Source organism: Microbacterium sp. A93 (genome assembly GCF_051842835.1).
This window is the reverse complement of the sequence record NZ_JBPXMT010000001.1, coordinates 437,453-461,664: the sequence shown is the minus strand read 5'-3', so window position 1 is coordinate 461,664 and position 24,212 is coordinate 437,453. Positions and strand designations below refer to the sequence as shown.

The window sequence follows — 24,212 nt, the reverse complement described above, 5'->3', positions numbered from 1 at the left end:
GCCCGTCGCGAGCGGCGCATGTCGCTCGGGGCACACCTCAAAGAAGCACGTCGGCGCCTGATTATCGCGGTGATCGGTCTCGTCGTCGGTATGGTGATCGCATTCATCGTCACCGATCCGATCATCTGGTACATCACGTCACCGATTCGCATTCTTGACGAGCAACGTGGCACGGAGACGCCCTTCGCCCAGTTCGTCTTCTCTGGCGTGTCCTCTGCATTCGATCTGCGGCTGCGCATCGCCTTCGCGATCGGCATGGTTTTCTCTGCACCGATATGGCTGTGGCAGATCTGGGCATTCATCATGCCCGGGCTCACACGCAAGGAGATCAAGTACACGATCGTCTTCGTATGTGCGGCCATTCCGCTGTTCTTCGGCGGCGCGTACGTGGCAGTCATGGTGGCGCCACATGTGATCGAGGTGATGTCGAGCTTTGTCCCTGAGGGCGGCGTCAACTACTTCAACGCGAAGGAGTACTACGATTTCATCTTCAAATTCATCATCGTCATCGGCATCGCCTTCGTGCTGCCCGTGTTCATGGTGGCGCTGAACACCGCAGGCATCATCACCGGCAAGGCGATGCTCAAGGGCTGGCGCGTCGCCGTACTGGTCTCCGCGCTTTTCGCGGCCGTCGCGACTCCGGCCGCGGATATCTTCTCGATGCTCCTGCTCGCCGGCATCCTCATCGTGTTGTATTTCGCGGCCAGCCTGCTATCAATGCTGTTCGATCGGCGCAAGAACAAGCGACTGAAGGCCGAAGGCCTCCTCCTGGACGGCGACGTATGACCTCGCCGGCAGAGCGCTATGCCGCGGCGCGTGACAAGGCATCCCATCCCGAGACGGAAGCTTTTGCGGCACGGCAGAAGTTTGATCTCGACCCCTTCCAGATCGAAGGCTGCCATGCTCTGGAACGTGGGCACAGCGTTCTCGTGGCTGCCCCCACCGGCGCGGGCAAGACGATCGTTGGCGAGTTCTCGATCCACCTCGCCATGCAGACGCCGAGAGACAAGGCGTTTTACACCACGCCGATGAAGGCGCTGTCGAATCAGAAGTTCCGCGAGCTCGTGGAGGTGTATGGCGCCGATCAGGTGGGACTGCTCACCGGCGACACGAACATCAACGGCAACGCCAGAATCGTCGTGATGACGACCGAGGTGCTGCGGAACATGATTTACGCCGACTCCGCAGGTCTCGCCGACCTGCGGTACGTGATCATGGACGAGGTGCACTACCTGGCCGACCGCTTCCGCGGCGCGGTGTGGGAAGAAGTGATCATCCACCTGCCCTCGGCCGTGCGCTTAGTCTCGCTGAGCGCAACCGTATCTAATGCCGAGGAGTTCGGCGACTGGCTCGACACCGTGCGCGGCAACACTGAGGTCATCGTCTCGGAGATACGCCCCGTGCCGCTTGAACAGCATGTGCTTGTCCGCAACGACCTGCTGCCGCTGTTCGATGACCGTGCCGGTATCGCCACCGCGACCGTGAACCAGGAACTGATGCGCATCCGCTCGTCGACCGGTTCGCGCTACGACAGCAACAAGCGTGCGCAGTCCTACAACAGCAACCGGCATGCGGGCCGTCAGGGACCACGGCCGAAGCGCGGCGATGGCCGTCCGGCTCGCTCCGCCAACATCCAGCGCATCGAGCGGATGGACCGCCCAGATGTCATCCAGCTTCTCGAGCGCACCAACCTCCTGCCTGCGATCTTCTTCATCTTCAGTCGAGTCGGGTGCGATGCCGCCGTGCAGCAGGTTCGTCGGTCCGGCCTCCGACTGACGAACGCGGAGGAGCGCGCCGAGATCCGCGAGATCGTCGAAGAGCGCACTCGCAGTCTGCAGGATGAAGATCTCGGCGTCCTCGGATACTTCGACTGGCTCGAGAACCTCGAACGCGGCGTGGCCTCGCATCACGCGGGCCTGCTTCCAGCGTTCAAAGAGGTCGTGGAAGAGCTCTATCGTCGGAAGCTCGTCAAGGTCGTCTTCGCCACCGAGACGCTCGCGCTCGGCATTAACATGCCGGCACGCACCGTCGTGCTGGAGAAGATGGAGAAGTTCAACGGCGAGGCACGTGTTGCGATCACATCGGGGGAGTACACCCAGCTCACCGGGCGCGCCGGTCGTCGCGGCATCGACGTCGAGGGCCACGCGGTGGTGCAGTGGACCGAGGGGATGGATCCTCAGGCAGTTGCGGCACTGGCATCCCGGCGCACATACCCGCTGAATTCGAGTTTCCGGCCGACATACAACATGGCGGTCAATCTGATCGATATGTTCGGTCGCCCCAGAGCCCGTCAGGTGCTGGAGTCGTCGTTTGCCCAGTTCCAGGCGGACCGTGCGGTCGTCGGCCTTGCGCGTCAGGTACGCGAGGCCGAGGAGTCGCTGTCCGGATATGTCAAGGCGATGGAATGTGAACACGGGGACTTCCTCGACTACGCCGGCATCCGCCGCGAGCTCAGCGACCTGGAGAAGAAGAACAAACAGGATTCTCACGCGCCGCGCGTCGCACGAGATAAGCGTCTCAAACGGATGCAATCGCTGCGCACGCGGATGCAGCGCCACGGATGCCACGGCTGCCCAGACCGCGAATCTCACGCACGCTGGGCTGAGCGCTACTGGAAGCTCAAGCGCCAGACCGACCGCACTCGCAAGGAAATCGATACCCGCACTGGCACTGTCGCGCGGGTATTCGACCGCGTCGTCGAGGTGCTGGCAACTTTGGACTACGTCACCGGAACCGGAGACGACATCGCACTGACAGACGCCGGCCGCACGATGCGTCGCATCTACGGAGAACGCGACCTGCTGGTGGCGGAATCGCTGCGACAGGGCCTCTGGAAGGGGCTGGATGCACCGTCGCTTGCCGCGATGGCCTGCTGTCTCGTGTACGAGCCGCGTCGTGATGAAGCCAACTCGGGAGAGCGCGGTCTGCCGCGTGGCGCCTTCCGAAGTGCGTACGAGAAGACCACTGACCTGTGGGCTGAACTGGATGATCTCGAGCAGCATTATCACCTGCCCGGTTCGGAGCCCCTCGCGGCCGGTCTTGCCGGTGCTATGCACGCCTGGGCGCGCGGTGCGCTCCTGGATCGCGTGCTGATCGACGCAGACATGGCGGCCGGCGACTTCGTACGCTGGGCAAAGCAGACGATCGACCTCCTTGACCAACTGTCGATCGTCGCCGAGGACATCACGATCGCCCGCACGGCACGTCAGGCATTGGATGGCGTGCGGCGCGGCATCGTCGCCTATTCGACGATGTGAGAATGAGACGGATGCCAACTCCCGCTGCCGACCCTGTCCATCGACTCCGACCGCGACCCCGACCGTTACTGCCGCTGTGGCTGGCTGTACTGGTGGCCGCGCTTGCGGGATTCCTGATGGATCTTGCCTATCCGGCGGCGAGCGTCTGGTGGCTGGCCTTCCCGGCCATCGCGCTGCTGCTGCTCACGCTGATCGGTCGAAGAGCAGGGGGCGCGCTCCTGGTCGGTCTCGTCTACGGCGGGGTGTTCTTCTTGCTTCTGGTCTCGTGGACGAGTCGCTACCTCGGCGTCATACCCTGGGCTGCACTCGCATCGGTCGAGGCAGGGCTGACCGCCGTGGCAGTGATTCCGATCGCGTTGGCGTATCGCTGGCTGCCTCGCGCCTTCCCTGGGGTCACAGGACGCCTTGTGATGCTTCCTGCGGCCGTCGCAGCGCTGTGGGTGGGCAGAGAGCTGTTCCTCGGTTCCTGGCCCTACACAGGCTTCCCCTGGGCCAGGCTCGGAATGACGCAGTCGGAGAGCCCCTTGGCCGCGCTCTCCTCATGGGTAGGCGTGAGCGGGCTCAGTTTCCTGATGGTATTCGCCACTGCGATGCTGATCGAGAGTGTGCGTCTGCGGCTCTGGCAGCGACCGCTGCGTCTCATCGTGCCGGCAGCGCTGGTGCTCGTCCTGTTCGTGACACCGGTTTTCCCGACGGCGACCGCAGGCACGATGCGCATCGGCGCAGTACAGGGAAATGGTCCCACCGGATATTTCGACGAGCGGGAACCCTACTCGGTGATCCAGGCGCAGGTGGATGCCACTGAGCCCCTGATCGGCCAAGACGTGGATCTGCTGGTGTGGCCAGAGGGCGGACTGGATTACGATCCGTTTCAGGATGCGTCGCTCGCGCGCAGGATGACGATGCTCACCACGCGTATCGACGCGCCTCTGCTGGCGAATGCGGCGACAGCGCGCGGGGATGAGTACTTCAACACCTCGATGCTGTGGACGCAGGACGGCACTGCCGAGCAGACGCACGACAAGCGATACCCGGTGCCGTTCGGTGAGTATGTGCCGGACCGCGCGTTCTACAACGCGATTGTGCCCGACCTGATCGGCCTGATCGGGCGGGAGTACACCCACGGTACGAACCCGCCGTTGATCGATGTCGATGGGGTGCTGGTGGGGCTGGCGATCTGCTTCGACGTCATCTATGACGACGTCATCGCGGAAGGCGTGCACGGGGGCGCTCAAGTGCTGGTGTTCCAGACGAACAACGCCGACTTCCGCGGAACCGACGAGAATCTTCAACAACTTGCGTTCGCTCGCATGCGGGCGATCGAAACGGGCCGGAGCGTCGTCAACATCTCCACCGTCGGCACGAGTCAGATCATCCAACCGGATGGGACGACGGTTTCGTCCCTGAACGCCGATGAGGCCGGAGCCATGCTCGAGGATGTCGAGCTTCGCTCCGGCCTCACGGCGGGGGTTGTCCTTGGTCCCTGGCTGCAGCAGCTGCTGCTGTGGGGAGGACTGGGCGCGCTCCTTTTCGGGTGGTGGCGCGCCCGTCGTCGACGCTAGACGCCGACCTTCGCGCCACCGGCTCCGCGACGCGCGCGGATAAACGCCAGGCGCTCTTCGAGGAGCTCCTCCAGTTCATCGCGGCTGCGACGCTCGAGGAGCATGTCCCAGTGGGTGCGTGGAATCTTCACGTCAGTGGCATCCGGAGTGATGGTCTTGCCATCGACAACGAGTACTGCCTCAGCGTTGCAAGTGCGGCATTCCCATTTCTGCGGCGGCTCAGCGTCGGCTGCGAACATCAGCGTGGTCACTTGACCACACTCGTCGCACTTATATGTGGTCTCGCGGCGTTCCATGAAAACGACGCCCTCTTCGCTCTGTAGGCTTTGGGCGCCGAGTCGGATGCCGCGCAGGCTGCGATCTGCCATTTTGTGGTCCTCTCGTCGCTGTCAGGTATACCGGTCTCGTCTGTGCGCCCGCTCAACGTGCGCGGATTCCCGGCGGTATTCACAGGCGAATCCCAGTCCTGCATGCTTTCGCGTCATAACAGTGCTTTCACGGCGATGTCCGCGCGGTCTGTGACGATGCCATCAACGCCCAACGCGATGAGTCTGCGCATGTCGTCGGTCTCGTTGACTGTCCAGACATGAACCTCGACTTTGTGGTGGTGCGCAGCCTGCAGCAAACGAGGTGTCAGAACCTTCAGCCGCCCATACTGCTCGGGAATCTGCAGCGCGTCAATGCCTCGCAGCGCCCGAGCGGGGGAGAGGCGCAGGGCGGTAAGCATGCGTACCCAGGCGGTGCTCGATTGCCCCGCCGAGGTCGCCGGTCGAAGTACGGCGCCGGCGGCCATCACGGCCTCGACAGTGCGCGCACGACGGGCATCCGAGAAGCTGGTCAGAAGCACCCGATGCGAATGCGGGGCGATGATCGCGCCCAGAGGAGATACCGCGTCATCCGTCTTGACGTCGATGTTGAAGCGCGTCTCCGGGAACATGTCGAGCATTTCGGCGACGGTCAGTAGGCCGCCATGAGGGGCGAGGAGTTCGGCAAGCTCGGCGGAGCGCACACTGGAGACTGCGCGGTCATCATCGAGCAGACGGCTCAAGGTCTCGTCGTGAAACAGCACGACGTCGCCATCGGCCGTTACCCGGCAATCCGTCTCGACGTACTCGACGCCGCACGCATGCGCGGCAGCGAAGGCGCCTGCGGTGTTCTCCCACACGGCGGAGTCCCCGCCCACAGCGGGTGTTAGACCGCGATGAGCGAGGACTCGGGGATGCCGTGATCTGGAGAAATACGGGTGCGTCACGCGCCCGGATTGCCTGTGGGCGGCTGGTCTGCGCCGGGGCGAGGCGTGAACGCGCTGCCGATGCCCTTGAGCGCCTCGGTGAGTTCGCTCGGGATAATCCACAGCTTGCTCGATTCGCTGTCCGCGATCTTCGGGAGCATCTGCAGGTACTGGTAGGCGAGGAGCTTGTCGTCCGGTGCACCCTGGTGAATGGCGCTGAAGACGTTCTGGATGGCCTCGGCCTCACCCTGTGCACGGAGCACAGCGGCCTGCTTGTCACCTTCAGCGCGGAGGATCTCGGCCTGGCGAGCACCTTCGGCTTCGAGAATCGCGGACTGCTTGGTTCCCTCGGCGGTCAGGATCGCGGCGCGGCGGTCACGCTCAGCGCGCATCTGCTTCTCCATGGAGTCCTGGATCGACAGGGGCGGGTCGATCGCCTTCAACTCGACGCGTCCGACACGGATGCCCCACTTGCCGGTTGCCTCATCGAGGACGACGCGGAGCTGCCCGTTGATGTTGTCGCGGCTGGTCAGCGCCTCTTCGAGGTTCAGCCCACCGACCACGTTACGAAGAGTGGTCGTGGTCAGCTGCTCGACAGCGCCCAGGTAGTTGGCGATCTCGTACGTTGCCGCGCGAGCGTCGGTCACCTGGAAATACACGACCGTGTCGATGGATACGACGAGGTTGTCCTCGGTGATCACCGGCTGTGGCGGGAACGACACAACCTGCTCGCGCATGTCGATGAGAGGACGGAGCCGGTCGATGAAGGGGACCAGGATGTTCAGACCAGGCATGAGGGTCTTGTGATAGCGGCCGAGTCGCTCAACGACTCCGGCTGAGGCCTGCGGAATGATCCGGATGGATCGCGCGACGGTCACCACCACGAAGATGATGACGGCGATCGCAAGGATCCATCCGATCGCGGTGGGGATGAACGAGGAGTCGTTCACTGATTCTCCTAGTCGTTAACGAGACGGACGATGGCGGTGGCGCCACTGATCGCGGAGATCGCGACCGGGGCGCCCTGAGGAATGGGGACTGGCGTCTCGGTTCGGGCGGTCCACGTGTCGCCGTTGCTGACCTTCACCTGACCCGAGACCTGAGTGATGTCAGCAAGAGCCGTGCCACGGAGTCCGATCAGCGCATCGACGTTTGATTTCGTCGGATCTTCACCGCGATGAAGACGTCGAAGCAGCGGCGGACGGATGACGAGGATGAACAGCGCCGCAGCCGCGGCGGCCACGATGAGCTGCCCCCAGACCGGCAAGCCGACAAGCCCGGTCAGGAGGCCGACTGCGCTGCCGAGGCCGAGCATGAGGAACGTGAAATCGAGCGTGAGCATCTCAATCACCAGGAAAACGGCGATGAGAACAAGCCAGCCGATCCACGCCCATTCGGTGACCAGTTCGAAGAAGACAGAAGCGTCGTCCATGGGCCCTCCTTTGCCGTCAACTTACCACGATGTGGTGGCGCAACCGGGGGAGTCAGAGGGCATTGCTAAAGTGATGGTGCCGCGCATTCCGTGGCGTTCCCCGCATCACAAGGAGTCACCGTGTCCGACGTTTTACCTGCAGGTTCTCTCGCCGGAAAGGTCGCTCTTGTGACCGGCTCCTCTCGCGGTATCGGTGCGGACACCGTCCGCTACCTCGCTGAGGCTGGTGCGGACGTCGTCATCAACTTCCGCAACAAGGCTCCGCGGGCACAAAAGCTGGCGACTCAGCTTCGCGAGCTCGGTGGTCGTGCTCTCGTCGTGGGCGCAGATCTGACCGATCCGGCCTCCGTTGCGGAGATGTTTGCACAGGTCAAGGCGGAGTACGGCCGGCTCGACGTACTCGTGCTCAATGCTTCCGGAGGCATGGAAGCCGGAATGGCAGAGGACTACGCCCTCACCCTCAATCGCGACGCGCAGCTCAGCGTTCTAGGCGCCGCAGTGCCACTGCTCGGCGAGGGCTCACGCGTCGTGTTCGTAACTAGCCACCAGGCGCACTTCATTCGCACCACACCGACGATGCCGGAGTACGAGCCCGTCGCGCTGTCGAAGCGTGCAGGTGAAGACGCACTGCGCGAGCTGATCCCTTCGCTCGCAGACAAGGGCATCGGATTCACTGTCGTCTCTGGCGACATGATCGAGGGCACGATCACCGCGACGCTGCTGGAGCGCGCGAACCCCGGTGCGATCGCCGGACGCCGCGAGTCCGCCGGCAAGCTCTACAACGTGTCGGAGTTTGCCGCAGAGATCGCGCACGCCGCGATCGATCCAGTGCCGGCCGACAACACCCGACTGGTCGGCGACACCAGCGACTTCATCGCTGAGTAGCGCGGACTCACAGAGGGCCCCACCGATCTATGAATTCAAGAGATCGGTGGGGCCCTCTGTCGAGTGCGGGACTACTCCGTAGGACTGACGTTCGCCGCGAGGAAGGTTTCGACCTGCTTCTCGTCGCGGCCGAGCGTGATGGCGCGGACGATTTGGATGAGACCGAGCACGATGAGGCTGATTCCGAGGACCCACCACAGTGCCACTGCCGCGAGGAGCGGCGAGAAGATCACGATGATGCCGGCAACGATGCCGATGATCGCGTAGATGATGGTCCAGGCTCGCGATCCGTCCTTGTTCAGGAGCGTGAGTGCAACGATGCCATCGATAATCCAACTGATTCCGATGAAGATGACCGTGATGAATGCCAGAGTGATCGTGGCAGATGTGAGATTCAAGAACGCGATGACGCCGGCCGCGATGTAAAGGAGGCCGAGAACGATGTGACCGATTCGCGCCCAGCCTGACTTCTTGCCGGAGAAGATTCCCAGTCCCACGTAGACGATGCCCGCGATGATCAGGTAGGAAGCGATGATGGCGGTCACAATCACCGCAGTCTTCAGTGGCCATACCAACAGGACGATTCCTGCGATTAACGCAAGGACGCCTGCGAGGGCGAGAGCCAGTCGGATGGATTTGAAGACAGACTTTACCTCTGTGAGCGATTCAGACATGAGAACAGCCTCTCTGTGAAGGTCCTATGGCGGACGTGCTCAGCGTAGCGTCCGGGGGTTCGCGTTGTCGGAGGCTCGTGGCAGGATCGAAATGTGGCGAAACGAGCGGTCGATGAAGAACGCCTGCGCGAGCTGGTGGTGATGCGTCGCGTGCGCGATCGCATCGATCGCGATTATGCCAGGCCCCTCGACGTCGAAGCCCTCGGGCGAGGAGTGCATATGTCCGCAGGGCATTTGAGCCGCAAGTTCAAGGCAACCTACGGTGAATCGCCGTACTCCTACTTGATGACGCGCCGGGTAGAAAGAGCTATGGCACTGTTACGGCGTGGCGATCGGAGTGTGACTGAGATCTGCTTCGAAGTCGGCTCATCTTCGCTCGGTACATTCAGCACGCGGTTTACTGAGCTCGTCGGCGTGCCGCCGAGTGTCTACCGCGAACGGGCGGCTGATGTTTCTGGCATCCCGAATTTTCAGATCAAGCAGGTCACCAGACCGATCAGGAATCAAGAAGCGCCCCGTACCGCTGCGAACCTAACCTGGGCATCATGAACATCACCATTCATTACGCGTTCCTCCCGCACACCGACGCTGAGGCAGCACTCGGCTTCTATCGCGACACTCTCGGTTTCGAGGTGCGCAAAGACGTCGGCTACGACGGTCTGCGCTGGCTGACGGTCGGACCTTCCGGCCAGCCGGGTACCTCGATCGTGCTGCATCCGCCGGCAACGGACCCCGGACTCAGTGACGACGAGCGACAGACGATTCTCGAGCTGATCGCGAAGGGGAGCTACGGCGCGCTCACGCTCGCGAGCGACGATCTCGATGCGCTGTTCGATCAGCTCGTCGCACGCGGCGCCGATGTTGTGCAAGAACCGATGGACCAGCCCTATGGAGAACGGGACTGCGCCGTGCGTGACCCGGCCGGCAATCTGCTTCGTATCAACCAAGCCGCTTAACAGATCAACACGAAGGACGACGATGGCTAACGCTTCGCATCTCGCAGACAATCACGACCTGATCCGTGTGCAAGGCGCACGGGAGAACAACCTCAAAGATGTCAGCGTAGAGATTCCGAAACGTCGACTGACAGTGTTCACCGGTGTGTCCGGCTCTGGCAAGAGCTCACTGGTCTTCGACACGATCGCTGCGGAGTCGCGGCGCATGATCGATGAAACGTACAGCGCCTTCGTGCAGGGGTTCATGCCGTCGGTTCCGCGACCAGACGTCGACGTGCTGGAAGGGCTAACGACCGCCATCATCGTGGACCAGGAGCGCCTCGGGGCGAATCCGCGTTCGACCGTCGGCACGGTGACGGATGCCAATGCGATGCTGCGGATACTCTTCAGCAAGTTGGGTGAGCCCTACATCGGAGGACCGACGGCGTTTTCCTTCAACATCCCGACGCAGAAGGCCAGCGGCGTGATGACAGGCCCCAGCGGCGAGAAGAAGATCGTGAAAGATGCGATCTATCTGGGCGGCATGTGTCCGCGCTGCGAGGGCAGGGGAGCGGTGTCCGATCTTGACCTGTCGCAAATCGTCGATGAGTCGAAGTCGCTCGATGAGGGCGCCATCATGGTGCCGGGGTACACGGCTGATGGCTGGATGGTGAAGGGGTTCTCACAGTCGGGGTTCTACCCGGCCGACAAACCGATCGAGGATTTCACTGAGAAGCAGCGACACCTCTTCCTCTATGGGGAGGTCACCAAGGTCAAGATCAGCGGGATCAACATGACCTATGAGGGGTTGATTCCGAAGATCACGAAGTCGATGCTTTCGAAGGATCTTGACGCCTTGCAGCCTCATATCCGGTCGTTCGTGGAACGCGCGGCGACGTTCGCAACGTGCCCCGAGTGTGATGGCAGTCGTCTCACGGAGGGAGCGCGTTCCTCGAAGATCAACGGCGTGAGTATCGCGGATGCGTGCCGTATGCAGGTCACTGATCTCGCCGCGTGGGTGCGCGCTCTGGAGCTACCGGGTGCGGCTCCGCTGCTTGATGCCCTCAGCTCGAATCTCAATGCTTTCGTCACCCTGGGACTCGGCTACCTCAGTCTGGAACGGCCGTCAGGGACGCTTTCCGGGGGAGAGGCCCAGCGCATCAAGATGCTGCGTCACCTCGGATCCTCGCTCACCGATGTGACCTATGTCTTTGACGAGCCGACGATCGGGCTGCACCCCCACGATATCCAGCGGATGAACGAGCTGTTGCTGCAGTTGCGAGACAAGGGCAACACTGTGCTCGTCGTCGAGCACAAGCCGGAGACGATCGTGATCGGTGACCACGTCGTGGATCTCGGTCCCGGCGCTGGCAGCGCGGGCGGAGAAATCTGCTTCGAGGGATCCGTGGAAGGTCTGAAAGCCAGCGGCACGCTGACTGGTGAACATCTGGACGACCGGGCAACGCTCAAATCTGAGGTGAGGCTGCGCAAGGGCGCGATCGAGGTCCGCGGCGCCAACGAGAACAATCTCCAGGACGTCGATGTTGACATTCCGACGGGTGTACTGACGGTCATCACGGGCGTGGCTGGCTCCGGCAAGAGCTCTCTTGTGCACGGATCGGTGACACGGCGCGAGGGTGTGGTAACAATCGATCAGGGCGCGATCAAAGGGTCTCGCCGCAGCAACCCGGCAACCTACACCGGGATGCTCGAGCCGATCCGTAAGGCGTTCGCGAAGGCGAATGGCGTCAAGCCGGCGTTGTTCAGCGCAAACTCTGAGGGCGCCTGCCCTTCGTGCAAGGGTTCCGGCGTGATCGTGACGCAGCTTGGATTCATGGACACGATCGAGACACCCTGCGAGGACTGCGGCGGCAAGCGGTTCCAAGCGAGCGTGCTCGAATACAAGCTCGCGGGCAAAGACATCACCGAGGTTCTGGATCTTTCAGTCAGTGCCGCTCGCGAATTCTTCGCCTCCGCTGAGTCGAAGATCCCGGCCGTCGTCGCGATTCTCGGGCGCCTGGACGATGTGGGTCTCGGTTATCTGTCACTCGGCCAGCCTCTCTCGACGCTGTCCGGCGGCGAACGTCAGCGCGTAAAGCTCGCGATCCAGATGGGGGAGAAAGGTGATGTCTACGTGCTGGACGAACCCACCACCGGTCTACACCTCGCGGACGTCGACAAGATCCTGGGGCTGCTCGATCGCCTGGTGGATGCAGGAAAGACCGTCATCGTGATCGAGCACCACCAGGCGGTCATGGCGCATGCAGATTGGATCATCGACATCGGTCCTGGCGCCGGCCACGATGGCGGCCGTGTGGTGTTCGAGGGTGCGCCGGCAGACTTGGTCGCGGCGAAGTCGACGGTGACGGGGGAGTACCTCGCGCGGTACGTCGGCGCGTGATGTGAGCGAACCAACAGTGGTGCTTGTGTCGAGCCAGACGGTTGAATGGCTGCAGCGCTACGAATCGATGAAGCGCCGTCTGCAGGAGCTGTTGGCTGCTGCACGCATTGAACACATCGGGTCGACCGCCGTCGACGACATCGCGGCGAAAGCGGACGTCGTGCGCGAGATCCTCTCGAGATGGGGCTGAGCCTGCGATCTTTGCTTGCGTGATTTCCCTAATATGGCTATTATTTATGGAAAATTATCGCCACAAATGGGGGAGTAGTCATGAACGTGGGAGTGCGGGAACTGCGTGACGGGCTGAGTCGGCACCTTGCTGCGGTGCGCGATGGCCAGGAGATTACAGTCACCGACCACGGCAAGCCCATCGCCAGGATCGTGCCTATCAACCAGGAAAGCCCACTGGAGCGACTGATCGCCGAAGGCTTGGTGACGCCAGCGGCGAGGCCGAGCGGCGGTGTCCTTCCGGATCCGATCAAACTACGGCCAGGTGTGACGGTGAGCGATCTGATCGCCGAACAGCGTCGATGATCCTCTACGTGGATACGTCCGCTCTTGTTCCACTCCTGTTCGACGAGCCCACGAGTGCTCGTTGCCAACGACTGTGGGCTACGGCGAGCACACGGGTCACGGCGCGCGCGACATTCGTTGAGGCTTCGGCGGCCGTCGCCGCCGCGGAACGCGGTGATCGAATCGTTGCCGCCGAAGCAGAGAGCGCTCGCGCGGTGCTTGAGCAAGCATGGCGGGACATTGTTGTCGTCGAATTCGAAGAAGGGCTGATGCGCGCCGCCGCTGCGTGCGCGCGCGAGTATCGGCTGCGCGGGTACGACACGATTCATTGCGCCAGCGCCATGCGGGTGGCTGGTATCGATGTGCTCGCTGCGAGCGGTGATCAAGCGTTACTGTCGGCGTGGCAGCAGGTCGGGCTCGCTGTCGCAGATACCGCTTCTGCTTGAATTCCACGTTAGCCGATAATGCACATTATGTCAGTATGCACCGACTCCGGCACTCTCCTGCCGCACGCACGTTGTCCGGTCTCACTAGACATGTCAGTTGTCTCATTCGACATGTCAGCCTCCGGAAAAGCGATCTAAATCTCATTCAACGTGTCAGTAATGGTCGCTTCGCTGGGCGGAGACCAATCTGCTCTTGCGCGTCGCTCTCCAGAGGCACATGATTCTCCCATCGACCTCGCAGCCGATCCGGACGGTGATAACGATGAGTTCAGTGGTGAACCTGATGACACAACCGCGCGTGGTGTGCCAATCACGAACGCATCGAGCCCGCGCAAATCTGTCCACATCGGATTCAGATCACTCGTGGAACGCGATGTGCTCATGATGATCGAATTTGGCGGGGCGCGGCAGCGATTGTGCGCGATCCTTGCGTCGTGCTGCCGGTGCGCAATGCACCGGCACTCCCCCGCCCCTGGCTGTTGGTAGAACAGCAGGATCATTCACACCTTCTGCTCGTGAAAAAGGCTGAGCTCGCGCGCTGATACGGCGTCAACAGAGCGACCATCGAGCCATGGTTGCGCGATGCGGAGGCATTTGATCGCCCCTTCGAAAATGGTGCGCACATGCCTGGCAACGCCTCACCATGCCGACCAAGTCAATTCATTCATCTTGTGAAGAGAAGAATCACCAGGCCCATAATCATCGCGAAGATGGGGAAGAGCCAGTTGGTTACCATCACGAATGCCCGCATGCCGCGTGCACGACCCGATGGCACTTCGGCCATGGGGTCCGTGATGTCATCAATAGTGCCGCGTCGAAGTGTTCGGATCGTGTTCCAGATCGACAAGAGGATCATCGCCACCCCGCTACCCAGAAGCCAGGGAAGAGGGTCGAGAGCGAGCCAAGCTTCGGCTGGCGTTGCCGGTGCTACGGCAGCCCCAAGGTACCAGAGTGCTCCGCCGACAAATACCAGGAGGACGAGCAGCCATAGCCGCCGGATCGCGGCCCGAAAGTAGAGCGGTAAGAAGGCGATGAAGAGCACGGGAGTGGCCATGAGGGCTAGCTGGGCGGGAGAGGTCAGAATGGCTTCACCTTGCGCCCAAGCAGTTCCTGCTTGAATGAACAGCAAGAAGGCAATGAGCCCGAGTAGCGATGGCCCCAGCCCCCTAGATGCCCAGCTTTTTCCTGACTCTCGAGGTAACTCGAGTGCGGCGGCGTAGAGGCGCGCGGGGCCGAACGCTTCCGTTGCGCTTTGGCCTGAGTCCGCGAGAAGTTCACGGGCACTCGCTACCGCGTCGCCAATCGAGCTTCCGAGCACATCGCGCAAACGAAGCTCCACGATGAACTCATCGAACCATTTCTTGTCTGAAGTGGTGGTAGTCATGCGATGTTCTCCTTGCGGGGACGTGTGGCTCCCAGGTAGTTGTTGCTTATCTCGGTGAAGCGCGCCCAATCGTGGCGCAGCCGCTCAAGTTCAGTGCCACCGAGCTCGGTGAGCGCAAAGTACTTTCGACCCGGTCCCGCTTCGCCCGGACGCCATTCCGTGACGACCATCCCTGCGGCTTCGTATCGGGTGAGCAACGGGTAAAGAGTGCCGCCTTTGATCGTGCCAAGGCCGTGTTGCTCAAGCTGCCCAATGATTGCGTAGCCATATGAAGGGCCCGCTTCCAGCGCGCGCAACACGAAAAGCCCGAGTGTTGCGCGCAGCCAATCGCTCGGCCATTCACCGCCTGCCGGTTCAGAGGTATCGTGCGTTGTTGCGCTCATGACTATATTGTCTCCCTAAGTAGTTAGAGTGTCAATTTCAGCGGAGGAGAGCCTCCAGGCGGCGAACCAACACAAGTTGCCAGGGGCCGCGTTGCTTCAGTCGAGGGACGATCAGCGGGCACTCCGCTGCCATTTCGGCACTCGCCCCATCATCCAGCGCCGGTGTCGCAGCTGCCCCGCCCGGAATTAAGCCCGATGACCGGGTGCCAAACGCACGAGGTGAGGTACCAAAATGTGCTCACTCACCGTCAGATGTTCCGCCAGAGCGCCAAGGCGCGAGGTCTCTGCTCGGTACAAATGACAGATATAATTAGAGACTTTTCCGAGATTCTGTCTCATCGGACCTGTCACACCCGCGAATTGGCGCGGGTAGCGATGACAAATCGGATGAGAACGGACACACTCGAGTTCTAAGCTGGTTGGTCTCCCGGCTCGGTGGACGTCTGGTCTACACCGCACAGCTGCACGAGTTGTTCGAGCAGAGCGAAGAATACGTCGACGCGATCTCCATCGCGGTCGACCTGCACTTGACTCGTCCGTGCATCCGACGCATGGACGCACCGATTGGACGAGGTCTACGAGGTCCATATCGTGCCAGCCGTAGCGATGGCAGTGCTCCGTCAGAAGAGGTTGACAGAATTGCGCTGGAGCGGGCCGTCGGTGCCATCGGGCATCATTGACGCATGGGTGCTGACTACCTCCGCGTGCAAGCGCGCTATCGCGGTCGACTCGGCGTAGAAGTGGGAATCTTCGTCGCGGTCGACCACCTCCGGCGAGCCGGAGTGCTGTCGGCAGAACAGGAGGCCCAGTACTTCGACATCGACGACTGGTTCCAGGCGCACCTGCCGAATCCCCCGTTCTATGCCGACGGAAACACCGTTGGGGCCGTAACGTGGTTCAAGATTCCGGTGCCGACGGAGATGTCGACGAGGATCGACACGCTACGAAGCATCCTCGTCGCACACGGTGTCGAGCATGATCTTGTCACCACCGTGGATCCAGGCGAGCAGATCTACGAAGACGAGTTCCAGATCGGCGTCGTTCCAGGCGTTCGGCACGAGCCGTCGGCCATGCCGGAAGGGCTCGTGCTGGGAGCGACGAATGCCGGCTCGAAGAGGCAGTTCGCACAGCACGGATGAGCACTCTCCTCCCCCGCGTGTCTGGCCCTTGCGTGTCTGGCCCTTGCGCCTGACACGCGGGGTGTGATCGTCTGTGGGCATGAACTTCTTTCCCCCTGATCCTGAGATGCCGGATGCCGAGGACGAGGCATCCGAATCGACTCAGCCGCCGTGGTGGGCGCCACCCGAGGACGAGTTGCCAGCGCTGCTCGCCGCGACCGAGATCATCGCAACGACTGCGCACATCGCCGTCGCACTCATTGGAGTCGGCGTCTACCAGGAGGGCGTCGAGTTCCGGCTCGAACGTCGTCTTCGGCGGAACGGTCTCACGAATAAAGAGTGGAACGAGTGGACTTCCACGTTCATGGAGAACTGGAGCCCGGCATCGAGCCCCGCGGACCGGATGCGCTTCGGGCTTGTCCTCGGCGACGGCGAACGGGTCTTCGCCGACTACACCTTCGCAGGCGGCACGGATCCACATGTGGAACCGGCCGGGCACACGCTGGCCCGGCGCGGTGGTGCGGGCGGCGGCGGTAGCGGCGTCTTCGCTGCTCAGGACAGCCTCTGGCTGTGGCCCGCACCACCAGAGGGTCCCATCGAGCTCGTGATGCAGTGGCCAGAGTTCGGCATCGACGAGCGCCGGATCTTCCTCGACGGTTCAGCAATCCGCGCGCTCGCGTCGCAGGCCCGGCCGCTCTGGGACTGAGAACGCGACCACTTGTGTCAGCGGCTCGCTATTATCAACGTTTATGAGCGACCTACTCGACGCGTCAGCGCAGTGCGTGTTCTGCGGGATTGTCGCAGGGACGATCCCCTGCGCGAAGGTGACGGAGGATGCGACGACGTTCGCCTTCATGGACATCGATCCGGGCTCGGACGGCCACCTGCTGGTCGTCCCGAAGCGGCACAGTGCCGACCTTGTCGAGATATTGCCTGAGGATCTAACGGCCACCACTCTGGCTGCCCAACGCATCGCAAAGGCGGCGCTATCCGAACTGGGTGCTGACGGGATCAACCTGCTCAACTGCTGCGGGACCGAAGCGTGGCAGACCATCTTCCACTTCCACCTGCACGTGATTCCGCGCTATCGCGATAGAGGTAAGGATCGGATGGAACTGCCGTTCGAGCCCGGCATGCCGGGCGATGCTGAAGCAATTGCTGAGAGCGCGCGGATGTTGGCCGCCGTGCTCTAGACCAGTTGCGCTCTCAGAGCACGTGAAGACGGAGCCAATCGGATCACCCGTCGCAACGATGGAGAACCGTGCCCCGGTCTAGAATCATCGCGATGAAACTACCCGCGGATAGTCATGTCCACAGCGAATGGTCCTGGGACACCGGCGGCCCCACTTCGGTGGCCGCCGGACGGATGCGCGCGACCTGTGTACAGGCCATCCGAATCGGCCTGCCTGCTTTGACTTTCACGGAACATCTCGACTTTCCCGGCACTTGGCGATCGCGCTCCGAGGATCTGATGTCCCACCAACGCGGCTTTCTCTCCTCCGCAGGGGGTGTCGAGCACCCGCTGTTCGATGCCGACGGCTACTTCGAGGCCATCGACCGTTTGCGGCCCGAGTTCCCGGAGCTCGACATCCGAACGGGCGTCGAGTTCGGTCAGCCCCACCTCTTCGCGGACGATGCTGCTGCCCTCACTGATCTGGCGGCGCTCGATCTCGTGCTTGGCTCGCTTCATACTCTCGACATGGGTAGCGGCCTCCGCGCCGAGCCGGTGACCCTGTACGCGGAGCATCCAGCATCGGATGTCATGTGGGCCTATCTCGAGGAAGTGCCGCGCATGGTCGACGGGTCCGACAGCTTCGCCGTGTTCACACACATCGACTACGCGGCCCGCACATGGCCGTCGTGGGAGGTCGGCCCGTTCGAGCCCAGAGTGTTCGAGGAAGGATTTCGCGGAGCGATGCGGTCGATCGCTGCCAGCGGTCGCGCACTCGAGATGAACACCGGCCGTCTGTGGTCATGGATACCCCAGTGGTGGGCAGAGGAAGGGGGTCGTGCCGTCACCTTTGGTAGCGACGCCCACACTCCGGATGCGGTAGCCCGAAACTTCCCCGAAGCCACCGCAATGCTCGAGCACTACGGGTTCCGGGCCGGTGCGAATTCCTGGGATCTCTGGACTCGTTGACGGGCCCCGGGTTCCTCCCGAATGGCTAGCAGTGATCCATGGCGCTCGCGACTGCCCGAGGATCCTTGCTATGTTGTGCGGATGTCTCGACGCGCCGTACTGCCGCGCTCGACGCCGAGAGCTTCGGGAATCTCGTCTCAGGCCATCACTTTGTTGTTGGACCGGCTCGAAGAGAAGTCCATCGAGTGCCACTCGCTCATGATCGTGCGTCACGGCCACATTGTTGCCGAAGGATGGTGGGCGCCGTACACGGCTGAACGTCCGCACCTTCTCTACTCGTTGACGAAGTCGTTCACCTCGATCGCTGTGGGGTTGGCGATTGATGACGGGCTGCTCTCACTCGACGATCGAGTAGCGGATGTGCTGCCCGAGCATGTCCCGATTGATGTGTCAGAGCAAGCGCGGCTGATCAACGTCCACCATCTACTGTCCATGACGGCTGGACATCGCGCCGACACTCTTGCAGAAGCATGGCAGCTCGAGCCGAGTGATCTAGTGAAGGGTTTTCTGAGCCTGCCGTTGGCCGAGATTGCGGGAACAAGGCACACTTACGACAACTCGACGACCTTCATTCTCGCCCGGATGGTGGAACGCGTAAGCGGAGTCGGCCTTCCAGAGTTCCTCGGTAAGCGCATCTTCGAACCGATGGGGATCAACCATGCCGAATGGGATCGAGTAGGAAGCGGAGCAGCATTCGGATTCCACGGGCTTCATCTCCAAACTGAAGCGGTGGCCGCTTTTGGTGAATTGCTGTTGCGCGGCGGCGTATGGAACGACCAGCAGCTGGTGTCCCGCGAGTGGGTAGAGCTCGCTGCTCGCAAACAGGTCGACAGCAGTCACTATGCGGCGGGCGCGGATGGAGCCGACTTCCTGTGCGGTTACGGGTATCAGTTCTGGATGTCACGCCACGGGTTCCACGGTAACGGCGCATTCGGCCAGCACTGCGTCATCATCCCGGAACACAATCTCGTGGTGGTTGTGACGTCGGCGCAACGAGAGGTTCAACAAGCTCAAGACGTGCTCGACGCCATTTGGGATCTCCTGCTTCCCGGGATGGATCGCGCGGAAAGTGCAGTTGAGGACCAGGCGCTGTCCGACCGTCTGCAAAGCCTCTCGCTCCCTCTGCTGCCGGAGACAGTGGGATCGGACCATTCGGTTGTCGCCGTGCTCGATGCATCACCCGAAGGCTCGGCTTTGCCCCATGCCACTGTGGTGAGCATCGTTTCCGTCGATGGTGGATGGCGCGTGCATTTCGGATCGCTACTCGACGTCGAAGTTGGCTGCGGTCGATGGGCTGAAAGTGCCTGGCTCGGCCGCCCGGTATGCGCGATCGGCGCGTGGCGCAGCGGATTCTTCGTCGCCGATATCTATGTCATTACCGGCCCGCACCATTTAAGGCTGAATGTCGATGTAGAAGCGGGAACCGCCACTCTGACGTGGAACACGGTACCTCTCACCAGCTCTGACTTGCAGTTGCATCTGCGAGCACCGCTGATTACCCGACCAGACGGCGCGTAATCACCCCGGTTGGTCGAGTGGGTCCCGTCTGAAAAGCGTGCACGGAGCGGCGATAGAAATGATGAAAATTCTGGTGAGACCGGAATCCCACCTCGCTGGCCAGCCTGCTCCTGGAGCAGTGAGAGACTGAACTGTGCTTGAGCGACCTGAGATTGTCTGCATCTGCGGGTCAGCCCGGTTCGTTGAAGAGATGCGTAGGGCGAACCGTGATCTGACCTTCGCGGGTGTCATCGTCGTCGCACCGGGCGAGGCCGACGTGACGGGAGAATTGATCTCCAACGAGCAGAAGGCCGTCCTGGACGCGCTCCACTTGCGCAAGATCGACTTGGCTGATCGGGTTCTGATCGTCAACCCCGGCGGGTATATCGGCGAGTCCACGAGTAAGGAGATTGCGTATGCCCACGCCACTGGCAAACCAGTCTCGTTCACCGATCCCGTCTGATCGATCAGCGCTTCATCGCCACGATTAGCGGAAGATCGGATGCCCCATTTACTGGTACTTCCGCTCCGCGGTGAGCAGACGCCTCTCCCCTATCGGGTTACCCTCGGTGGCGCCAGCGGTTGATGCTGACCCCGATGAGCGTGGCCGTCACGCCGATGAGTAGAACGGGAGCCTGGAACACGAATGCCGCTGATGTACCGGCCAACGCTGAGAGTAACAGCGCGTCCAGAGCCCACGCCATTCGGATCGCCGCGCCGACATCGCCCATCGGCGTCGGAATCGGGGCAAGCAGGACAGGCGGGAGCGGGCCCTTCAGTGCGTTGCACACGCGGGCGACGAGCGCGAGCATCCCAAGTATAAGAGAGCTGAGGATCGGCGCGGCGGCTCCGATACCAGCGATGACCGCGCATACGACAACGGCAACGACCAACACGATGACGACGACAGACAATGGAAAGAGCAGGTGATTGGCAAGGAGGTGTTCGTCACTGATCCCGTAGAGGGGGAAGTCACTCGCCACGCTCGCAGCGTACCGGAGCCCGTCGGTGACGGGACCCAAACCGGCGAAGACGACCAAGCCAGCGGCGGCTGCGAGCAGCCAGCCAGGATTGCCCGGCGCGAACGCGAACGCGATCAACACCGCACCCGCGGTGAGAGCGAGAACACCGACGATGAGTCTGCCCGGCGTCCGAACCGCACCGATCGCGTCTCGGATAAAGAATGTCCCCGACAACCGTCTCATCGGTCGGACAGCGCGGATGCCGCGACCGCGGTGCGGCCTTCCCTGGTAGAGGGCGGCTGCTGTACTGAAATCCATGCCCGCGGCGTAGACAGTCGCTGAGTCCCAGCGCGCTGCCTGCGTGGCGAGCTCTGCATGGCCGAGTCGGTTCATTAACACTGGCGCCGCGGCGACGAGCGCGACGGTCACAGCGAGCAACTCGGCAAGGATATGCGGCGAACCGTTGCCAGGGTAGGCGATTCCGACCCAACCCCAGGGTGTGAACGGTTGTATGACCGGGACGAGCGCCGTGATCGTCCCGAGCACGATCACGCCGAGCGCGCCCGGAGCTGCAGCGCGAGGAAACACTTGACCGGCGAGCCAGGCCACGGTCGTGATGACGCCGACCATCGCACCGACCAGTGTGAAGGTCACGACGCTGAACAGGTCAGCGAGGCCTTGGCTCATCAGACTGCCGGCGACCAGTCCAGCGACGATCGTGATCAACACGGTCACAAGTGCGCCGGCACGCAGCACAGGCCCGCGGAATGTGTCAGAGCGGGGCAGGTCGCTTGCAGCGAGGGCGTGGGTCAGGAACGGTGGGAGCAGCGCAGGGCCACGGTCACGGCCCAACACCAGAGCACCAGACCAGAGCCCCGCGACGACGAGGACCGTTACCCCCGGCGCAGCAGGAGACATAAATAGTGCGAGACCTTCCACGCTGGTTGCGCTGAGCCACACTGCACGAGCGACTGGTGCCACCGCCACCAGTGTAACCATAAGCACCATGTAGGCCAGGTACCCGCGGTCACCGACCGTGCGGGGGTTGCGTGCGCGCCAGACCCCGGACGCAGCTCTGGATCGGATGCTCATGCCACTGCATCCAAATGGAGGGTGCGATCAGCCAACCCGTCCGCGAGCACTGGACTGTGAGTAGCGACCACCAGCGTCGCCCCATCATCGCGCCGAGAGCGTAGGACGCGGATCACTGACTCGACATGCTCCGGGTCGAGCCGCTGCTCCGGCTCATCGAGGATCAGAACCTCGAACGGGCGTGCAAGCACCAGCGCGAGACCAAACAACTGTGTCTGCCCGGACGACAGCTCATGCGGGAACCGCTCCCCCAACGCGTCCAGGTCTAACTCAGCGAGCACACTGCGCGCGAGCTCCGCTGCCGCGGCCGGGTCATTCATCCACGTCGTCGCGACCAGCAGGACATGATCGAAAACCGTGAGGTCAGGCGCCATCGGTGGCAGGCCGATCATCGCGGCGACCCGTCGCCGGAAATCACGGTTACGCTCGATCACGCCAACGCCACCGATCCGTACCGTCCCGCTCGACGGCTTCTGGGCACCGGCCAGTACTCGCAGAAAGGTGGACTTGCCCGTCCCGTTTCGACCGCGCACGATCAGCACCTCGCCCCGTTGCGCAGTCACCGAGACGGCGGCAAGGAGCGTCACGTCACCCGCAGTCACGCCAACCTCATCCACCTCGATCATGCGACCATCCTCCCAGATCGCGGAAGTCTCGAAATTTTCGAGGAAAGTCCCGGACCCGCAGGATGACGGACCGTATCCGCGGGGGGACGATGCTGTCGAGCTAGTCAGATCTGGAGATGTTGAACTGCGTGCTCGCGGCTTTGGCGACGCGTAGATCAGGCACTACTTGAACACTTACCCATATGAGTATATGTTTGCTCGCATGGCACGAGCGGCGACCACCTCAGACGTCTTCAACGCCATCGCCGAGCCGCAGCGCCGCGACATCTTGGTACTGCTTCGGGCAGGTGAGCGGCCGGTCACAGAGGTTGCTGAAGCGCTGGGAATCACGCAGCCCGGGGCATCCAAACACCTGAGGGTGCTCCGCGAAGTCGGCCTCGTGCAGGACCATCGGGCAGGTAAGCAGCGCCTCTACGCTCTCGATGCCCGTGGGCTGCGGACGATTCACGCGTGGACAGGTGGATTCGAACAATTCTGGAACGAGAGTTTCGACCGGCTGGATGCGTACGTGCAGGACCTCAAGCAGGAAGACAGGAGCAATAGCTGATGAGCGAGATGAAACGACACACAGTCGAGCGATCCTCGGCCGACCGCGAGATCGTGATCTCCCGGGTGATCGACGCCCGACGGGAGTTAGTGTTTGCGGCGTTCACCGAGGTACGGCACCTTTCGCAGTGGTGGGGACCGGAGGGGTTCACCACGACCACGCGGGCGTTCGAGTTCCGCGTCGGTGGCGCGTGGGAATTCGTGATGCACGGGCCTGACGGCACCGATTACAGCGATTGGATCACCTGGACTGAGATTATCCCACCGGCGCGGATCACCATGCTCCATGGCGAGTACCGTGATGATCCAAATGCGTTCGAGTCTGTCCTCACCTTCGCGCCTGATGGGGAAACGACGCGGATCGAGATGCTCACGGTGTTTCCCACCAAGGAACTACGCGACGAAGCGATCGAGAAGTTTGGCGCGATCGAGGGCGGTCAGCAGACCCTGGCAAGCCTCGCTGGCTACGTTACAGAGATGGCTTCGAAAGGCTCGGACAGCTGATGCCTCAGAAAGTGTTCTTCAGCGTGTCGATGTCGCTCGACGGATTCATCGCACCCGAGTCCCCCGATGAGCTGATGGGACAGCAATGGATGGAGCTGCAGCGGTGGGTTTTCCGACAGCGGTTCTTCCGAGAGAACTTGAAACTCGGCGAGGGCGGCGAGGAAGGGCGCGACAACGAGATCGTGCGGCAGACGTTCGAGCGCACCGGCGCGAGCGTGCTGGGAAAACGTATGTTCGACGCCGGTGAAGGTGCGTGGCCAGAGGATCCGCCGTTCCACACCCCAGTATTCGTCGTGACACACGAGGAGCGCGCCCCGTGGGAGCGGCAGGGTGGAACCACATTTCACTTCGTGAACGACGGGATCGAGTCCGCGCTCGAGCGCGCCCGTGAGGCGGCAGGTGCGCGAGATGTCCGTATTTCGGGTGGCGGAGAGACGATCGTGCAGTATCTCAATGCCGGTTTGATCGACGAGTTCCATGTGGCGCTATCCCCTGTGCTGTTCGGATCGGGAGTCCGTTTATTCGAGGGCGTGGATGCGAGCAGAGTGGCTCTGGCCCTTGTCCGTGCAGAGCCTTCTCCGGAGACGACGCACCTCAGTTACACCGTGCATCCGCGGTAAGCAC

The 24,212-nt window shown here is 62.3% G+C and carries 28 protein-coding genes; 19 read left to right on the top strand and 9 right to left on the bottom strand.

Annotated elements, in window-relative coordinates; translation table 11 throughout:
* Positions 1-18 precede the first annotated feature (18 nt).
* Genes tatC through lnt form a run of 3 tightly spaced genes read left to right on the top strand, consistent with a single transcriptional unit; the run spans position 19 to position 4,819 of the window.
* Entirely contained in the window at positions 19-786 is a 768-nt protein-coding gene (gene tatC, locus ACSU1G_RS02285; protein ID WP_439278679.1) for a twin-arginine translocase subunit TatC, read from the top strand.
* Positions 783-3,257: a DEAD/DEAH box helicase gene (locus ACSU1G_RS02280; RefSeq protein ID WP_439278270.1), complete on the top strand. Its 2,475-nt coding sequence runs from the start codon at positions 783-785 to the stop codon at positions 3,255-3,257. The genes tatC and ACSU1G_RS02280 overlap by 4 nt, the downstream gene beginning before the upstream one ends.
* Before the next feature lie 2 nt (positions 3,258-3,259).
* Positions 3,260-4,819, top strand: coding sequence for an apolipoprotein N-acyltransferase (gene lnt, locus ACSU1G_RS02275; RefSeq protein WP_439278269.1), 1,560 nt, complete (start codon positions 3,260-3,262; stop codon positions 4,817-4,819).
* Here lnt and ACSU1G_RS02270 read toward each other — a convergent pair.
* From ACSU1G_RS02270 to ACSU1G_RS02255, 4 genes are all read right to left on the bottom strand, one after another.
* A complete protein-coding gene (locus ACSU1G_RS02270) occupies positions 4,816-5,187 on the bottom strand; it encodes an RNA polymerase-binding protein RbpA (RefSeq protein WP_439278268.1) in 372 nt (123 codons plus the stop codon). The genes lnt and ACSU1G_RS02270 overlap by 4 nt on opposite strands.
* Positions 5,188-5,300: 113 nt before the next feature.
* Entirely contained in the window at positions 5,301-6,071 is a 771-nt protein-coding gene (locus ACSU1G_RS02265) for a glycerophosphodiester phosphodiesterase family protein (protein WP_439278267.1), read from the bottom strand.
* Entirely contained in the window at positions 6,068-7,000 is a 933-nt protein-coding gene (locus tag ACSU1G_RS02260; RefSeq protein WP_439278266.1) for an SPFH domain-containing protein, read from the bottom strand. The genes ACSU1G_RS02265 and ACSU1G_RS02260 overlap by 4 nt, the downstream gene beginning before the upstream one ends.
* Before the next feature lie 8 nt (positions 7,001-7,008).
* A complete protein-coding gene (locus ACSU1G_RS02255) occupies positions 7,009-7,482 on the bottom strand; it encodes an NfeD family protein (RefSeq protein WP_439278265.1) in 474 nt (157 codons plus the stop codon).
* A gap of 120 nt (positions 7,483-7,602) precedes the next feature.
* Here ACSU1G_RS02255 and ACSU1G_RS02250 point away from each other — a divergent pair, with 120 nt between their 5' ends.
* Positions 7,603-8,367 (top strand): SDR family oxidoreductase, encoded by a 765-nt coding sequence (locus ACSU1G_RS02250; protein WP_439278264.1) that lies wholly within the window; start codon positions 7,603-7,605, stop codon positions 8,365-8,367.
* A gap of 71 nt (positions 8,368-8,438) precedes the next feature.
* Here the strand turns inward: ACSU1G_RS02250 and ACSU1G_RS02245 are convergent, their stop codons facing one another.
* Positions 8,439-9,041 carry an HdeD family acid-resistance protein gene (locus ACSU1G_RS02245; RefSeq protein ID WP_439278263.1) on the bottom strand — a complete coding sequence of 201 codons (603 nt, stop codon included), beginning with the start codon at positions 9,039-9,041 and terminating at the stop codon, positions 8,439-8,441.
* A gap of 141 nt (positions 9,042-9,182) precedes the next feature.
* Here ACSU1G_RS02245 and ACSU1G_RS02240 point away from each other — a divergent pair, with 141 nt between their 5' ends.
* The 6 genes from ACSU1G_RS02240 to ACSU1G_RS02215 all read left to right on the top strand — a co-directional run bounded on the left by ACSU1G_RS02240 (position 9,183) and on the right by ACSU1G_RS02215 (position 13,336).
* Positions 9,183-9,590, top strand: coding sequence for a helix-turn-helix transcriptional regulator (locus tag ACSU1G_RS02240; protein ID WP_439278678.1), 408 nt, complete (start codon positions 9,183-9,185; stop codon positions 9,588-9,590).
* Positions 9,587-9,997 carry a VOC family protein gene (locus ACSU1G_RS02235; RefSeq protein ID WP_439278262.1) on the top strand — a complete coding sequence of 137 codons (411 nt, stop codon included), beginning with the start codon at positions 9,587-9,589 and terminating at the stop codon, positions 9,995-9,997. The genes ACSU1G_RS02240 and ACSU1G_RS02235 overlap by 4 nt, the downstream gene beginning before the upstream one ends.
* Positions 9,998-10,019: 22 nt before the next feature.
* Positions 10,020-12,377 carry an ATP-binding cassette domain-containing protein gene (locus ACSU1G_RS02230; RefSeq protein ID WP_439278261.1) on the top strand — a complete coding sequence of 786 codons (2,358 nt, stop codon included), beginning with the start codon at positions 10,020-10,022 and terminating at the stop codon, positions 12,375-12,377.
* Between the two features lies 1 nt (position 12,378).
* Positions 12,379-12,567, top strand: coding sequence for a GrpB family protein (locus ACSU1G_RS02225; RefSeq protein ID WP_439278260.1), 189 nt, complete (start codon positions 12,379-12,381; stop codon positions 12,565-12,567).
* Positions 12,568-12,647: 80 nt separating this feature from the next.
* Positions 12,648-12,911, top strand: a complete 264-nt coding sequence (locus tag ACSU1G_RS02220) for a type II toxin-antitoxin system Phd/YefM family antitoxin (RefSeq protein WP_439278259.1) — start codon at positions 12,648-12,650, stop codon at positions 12,909-12,911.
* A gap of 8 nt (positions 12,912-12,919) precedes the next feature.
* Positions 12,920-13,336 (top strand): type II toxin-antitoxin system VapC family toxin, encoded by a 417-nt coding sequence (locus tag ACSU1G_RS02215; RefSeq protein WP_439278258.1) that lies wholly within the window; start codon positions 12,920-12,922, stop codon positions 13,334-13,336.
* A 664-nt stretch (positions 13,337-14,000) separates the two neighbouring features.
* Here the strand turns inward: ACSU1G_RS02215 and ACSU1G_RS02210 are convergent.
* Together ACSU1G_RS02210 and ACSU1G_RS02205 are read right to left on the bottom strand one after the other, a co-directional pair.
* Complete coding sequence (locus ACSU1G_RS02210) at positions 14,001-14,720, bottom strand: hypothetical protein (RefSeq protein ID WP_439278257.1); 720 nt, start codon at positions 14,718-14,720, stop codon at positions 14,001-14,003.
* The gene (locus ACSU1G_RS02205) at positions 14,717-15,103 is read right to left on the bottom strand and encodes a PadR family transcriptional regulator (protein WP_439278256.1); all 387 of its coding nucleotides are present in this window, start codon (positions 15,101-15,103) and stop codon (positions 14,717-14,719) included. Before ACSU1G_RS02205 ends, ACSU1G_RS02210 begins: the two co-directional genes overlap by 4 nt.
* A 683-nt stretch (positions 15,104-15,786) precedes the next feature.
* Between ACSU1G_RS02205 and ACSU1G_RS02200 the strand changes: the two genes are divergently transcribed.
* The 6 genes from ACSU1G_RS02200 (at position 15,787) to ACSU1G_RS02175 (ending at position 20,321) form a co-directional block, all read left to right on the top strand.
* Positions 15,787-16,242, top strand: a complete 456-nt coding sequence (locus ACSU1G_RS02200) for a hypothetical protein (protein ID WP_439278255.1) — start codon at positions 15,787-15,789, stop codon at positions 16,240-16,242.
* Positions 16,243-16,321: 79 nt separating this feature from the next.
* Entirely contained in the window at positions 16,322-16,927 is a 606-nt protein-coding gene (locus ACSU1G_RS02195; RefSeq protein WP_439278254.1) for a hypothetical protein, read from the top strand.
* Between the two features lie 43 nt (positions 16,928-16,970).
* Positions 16,971-17,414 carry an HIT family protein gene (locus ACSU1G_RS02190; RefSeq protein WP_439278253.1) on the top strand — a complete coding sequence of 148 codons (444 nt, stop codon included), beginning with the start codon at positions 16,971-16,973 and terminating at the stop codon, positions 17,412-17,414.
* A gap of 92 nt (positions 17,415-17,506) precedes the next feature.
* Positions 17,507-18,361 (top strand): PHP domain-containing protein, encoded by an 855-nt coding sequence (locus tag ACSU1G_RS02185; protein ID WP_439278252.1) that lies wholly within the window; start codon positions 17,507-17,509, stop codon positions 18,359-18,361.
* Between the two features lie 81 nt (positions 18,362-18,442).
* A complete protein-coding gene (locus ACSU1G_RS02180; protein ID WP_439278251.1) occupies positions 18,443-19,879 on the top strand; it encodes a serine hydrolase domain-containing protein in 1,437 nt (478 codons plus the stop codon).
* 190 nt (positions 19,880-20,069) lie between these two features.
* On the top strand, positions 20,070-20,321 hold the full coding sequence (locus ACSU1G_RS02175; protein ID WP_439278250.1) for a hypothetical protein: 252 nt from the start codon (positions 20,070-20,072) through the stop codon (positions 20,319-20,321).
* A gap of 97 nt (positions 20,322-20,418) precedes the next feature.
* On the opposite strand, the gene ACSU1G_RS02170 is transcribed toward ACSU1G_RS02175, so the two are convergent.
* Both ACSU1G_RS02170 and ACSU1G_RS02165 read right to left on the bottom strand, forming a co-directional pair.
* Positions 20,419-21,912: a hypothetical protein gene (locus ACSU1G_RS02170; protein ID WP_439278249.1), complete on the bottom strand. Its 1,494-nt coding sequence runs from the start codon at positions 21,910-21,912 to the stop codon at positions 20,419-20,421.
* Complete coding sequence (locus ACSU1G_RS02165) at positions 21,909-22,538, bottom strand: ABC transporter ATP-binding protein (RefSeq protein WP_439278248.1); 630 nt, start codon at positions 22,536-22,538, stop codon at positions 21,909-21,911. The genes ACSU1G_RS02170 and ACSU1G_RS02165 overlap by 4 nt, the downstream gene beginning before the upstream one ends.
* A 202-nt stretch (positions 22,539-22,740) precedes the next feature.
* Between ACSU1G_RS02165 and ACSU1G_RS02160 the strand changes: the two genes are divergently transcribed.
* From ACSU1G_RS02160 to ACSU1G_RS02150, 3 genes are read left to right on the top strand one after another with little or no spacing between them, the layout of a single operon-like run.
* Positions 22,741-23,085, top strand: a complete 345-nt coding sequence (locus ACSU1G_RS02160; RefSeq protein WP_439278247.1) for an ArsR/SmtB family transcription factor — start codon at positions 22,741-22,743, stop codon at positions 23,083-23,085.
* Positions 23,085-23,588 (top strand): SRPBCC family protein, encoded by a 504-nt coding sequence (locus ACSU1G_RS02155; RefSeq protein WP_439278246.1) that lies wholly within the window; start codon positions 23,085-23,087, stop codon positions 23,586-23,588. Before ACSU1G_RS02160 ends, ACSU1G_RS02155 begins: the two co-directional genes overlap by 1 nt.
* On the top strand, positions 23,588-24,208 hold the full coding sequence (locus tag ACSU1G_RS02150) for a dihydrofolate reductase family protein (protein ID WP_439278245.1): 621 nt from the start codon (positions 23,588-23,590) through the stop codon (positions 24,206-24,208). Before ACSU1G_RS02155 ends, ACSU1G_RS02150 begins: the two co-directional genes overlap by 1 nt.
* Positions 24,209-24,212: the final 4 nt, after the last annotated feature.

Excerpts from the sequence above, each read along its gene's own strand:
- ACSU1G_RS02240 (WP_439278678.1), top strand. The coding sequence starts at position 9,183 with ATGCGTCGCGTGCGCGATCGCATCGATCGCGATTATGCCAGGCCCCTC.
- ACSU1G_RS02210 (WP_439278257.1), bottom strand. The coding sequence starts at position 14,720 with ATGACTACCACCACTTCAGACAAGAAATGGTTCGATGAGTTCATCGTG.
- tatC (WP_439278679.1), top strand. The coding sequence starts at position 19 with ATGTCGCTCGGGGCACACCTCAAAGAAGCACGTCGGCGCCTGATTATC.
- lnt (WP_439278269.1), top strand. The coding sequence starts at position 3,260 with ATGAGACGGATGCCAACTCCCGCTGCCGACCCTGTCCATCGACTCCGA.
- ACSU1G_RS02230 (WP_439278261.1), top strand. The coding sequence starts at position 10,020 with ATGGCTAACGCTTCGCATCTCGCAGACAATCACGACCTGATCCGTGTG.
- ACSU1G_RS02175 (WP_439278250.1), top strand. The coding sequence starts at position 20,070 with ATGCGTAGGGCGAACCGTGATCTGACCTTCGCGGGTGTCATCGTCGTC.
- ACSU1G_RS02255 (WP_439278265.1), bottom strand. The coding sequence starts at position 7,482 with ATGGACGACGCTTCTGTCTTCTTCGAACTGGTCACCGAATGGGCGTGG.
- ACSU1G_RS02235 (WP_439278262.1), top strand. The coding sequence starts at position 9,587 with ATGAACATCACCATTCATTACGCGTTCCTCCCGCACACCGACGCTGAG.
- ACSU1G_RS02165 (WP_439278248.1), bottom strand. The coding sequence starts at position 22,538 with ATGATCGAGGTGGATGAGGTTGGCGTGACTGCGGGTGACGTGACGCTC.
- ACSU1G_RS02270 (WP_439278268.1), bottom strand. The coding sequence starts at position 5,187 with ATGGCAGATCGCAGCCTGCGCGGCATCCGACTCGGCGCCCAAAGCCTA.
- ACSU1G_RS02180 (WP_439278251.1), top strand. The coding sequence starts at position 18,443 with ATGTCTCGACGCGCCGTACTGCCGCGCTCGACGCCGAGAGCTTCGGGA.
- ACSU1G_RS02205 (WP_439278256.1), bottom strand. The coding sequence starts at position 15,103 with ATGAGCGCAACAACGCACGATACCTCTGAACCGGCAGGCGGTGAATGG.
- ACSU1G_RS02160 (WP_439278247.1), top strand. The coding sequence starts at position 22,741 with ATGGCACGAGCGGCGACCACCTCAGACGTCTTCAACGCCATCGCCGAG.
- ACSU1G_RS02220 (WP_439278259.1), top strand. The coding sequence starts at position 12,648 with ATGAACGTGGGAGTGCGGGAACTGCGTGACGGGCTGAGTCGGCACCTT.
- ACSU1G_RS02190 (WP_439278253.1), top strand. The coding sequence starts at position 16,971 with ATGAGCGACCTACTCGACGCGTCAGCGCAGTGCGTGTTCTGCGGGATT.
- ACSU1G_RS02200 (WP_439278255.1), top strand. The coding sequence starts at position 15,787 with ATGGGTGCTGACTACCTCCGCGTGCAAGCGCGCTATCGCGGTCGACTC.
- ACSU1G_RS02195 (WP_439278254.1), top strand. The coding sequence starts at position 16,322 with ATGAACTTCTTTCCCCCTGATCCTGAGATGCCGGATGCCGAGGACGAG.
- ACSU1G_RS02245 (WP_439278263.1), bottom strand. The coding sequence starts at position 9,041 with ATGTCTGAATCGCTCACAGAGGTAAAGTCTGTCTTCAAATCCATCCGA.
- ACSU1G_RS02185 (WP_439278252.1), top strand. The coding sequence starts at position 17,507 with ATGAAACTACCCGCGGATAGTCATGTCCACAGCGAATGGTCCTGGGAC.
- ACSU1G_RS02280 (WP_439278270.1), top strand. The coding sequence starts at position 783 with ATGACCTCGCCGGCAGAGCGCTATGCCGCGGCGCGTGACAAGGCATCC.
- ACSU1G_RS02155 (WP_439278246.1), top strand. The coding sequence starts at position 23,085 with ATGAGCGAGATGAAACGACACACAGTCGAGCGATCCTCGGCCGACCGC.
- ACSU1G_RS02170 (WP_439278249.1), bottom strand. The coding sequence starts at position 21,912 with ATGAGCATCCGATCCAGAGCTGCGTCCGGGGTCTGGCGCGCACGCAAC.
- ACSU1G_RS02150 (WP_439278245.1), top strand. The coding sequence starts at position 23,588 with ATGCCTCAGAAAGTGTTCTTCAGCGTGTCGATGTCGCTCGACGGATTC.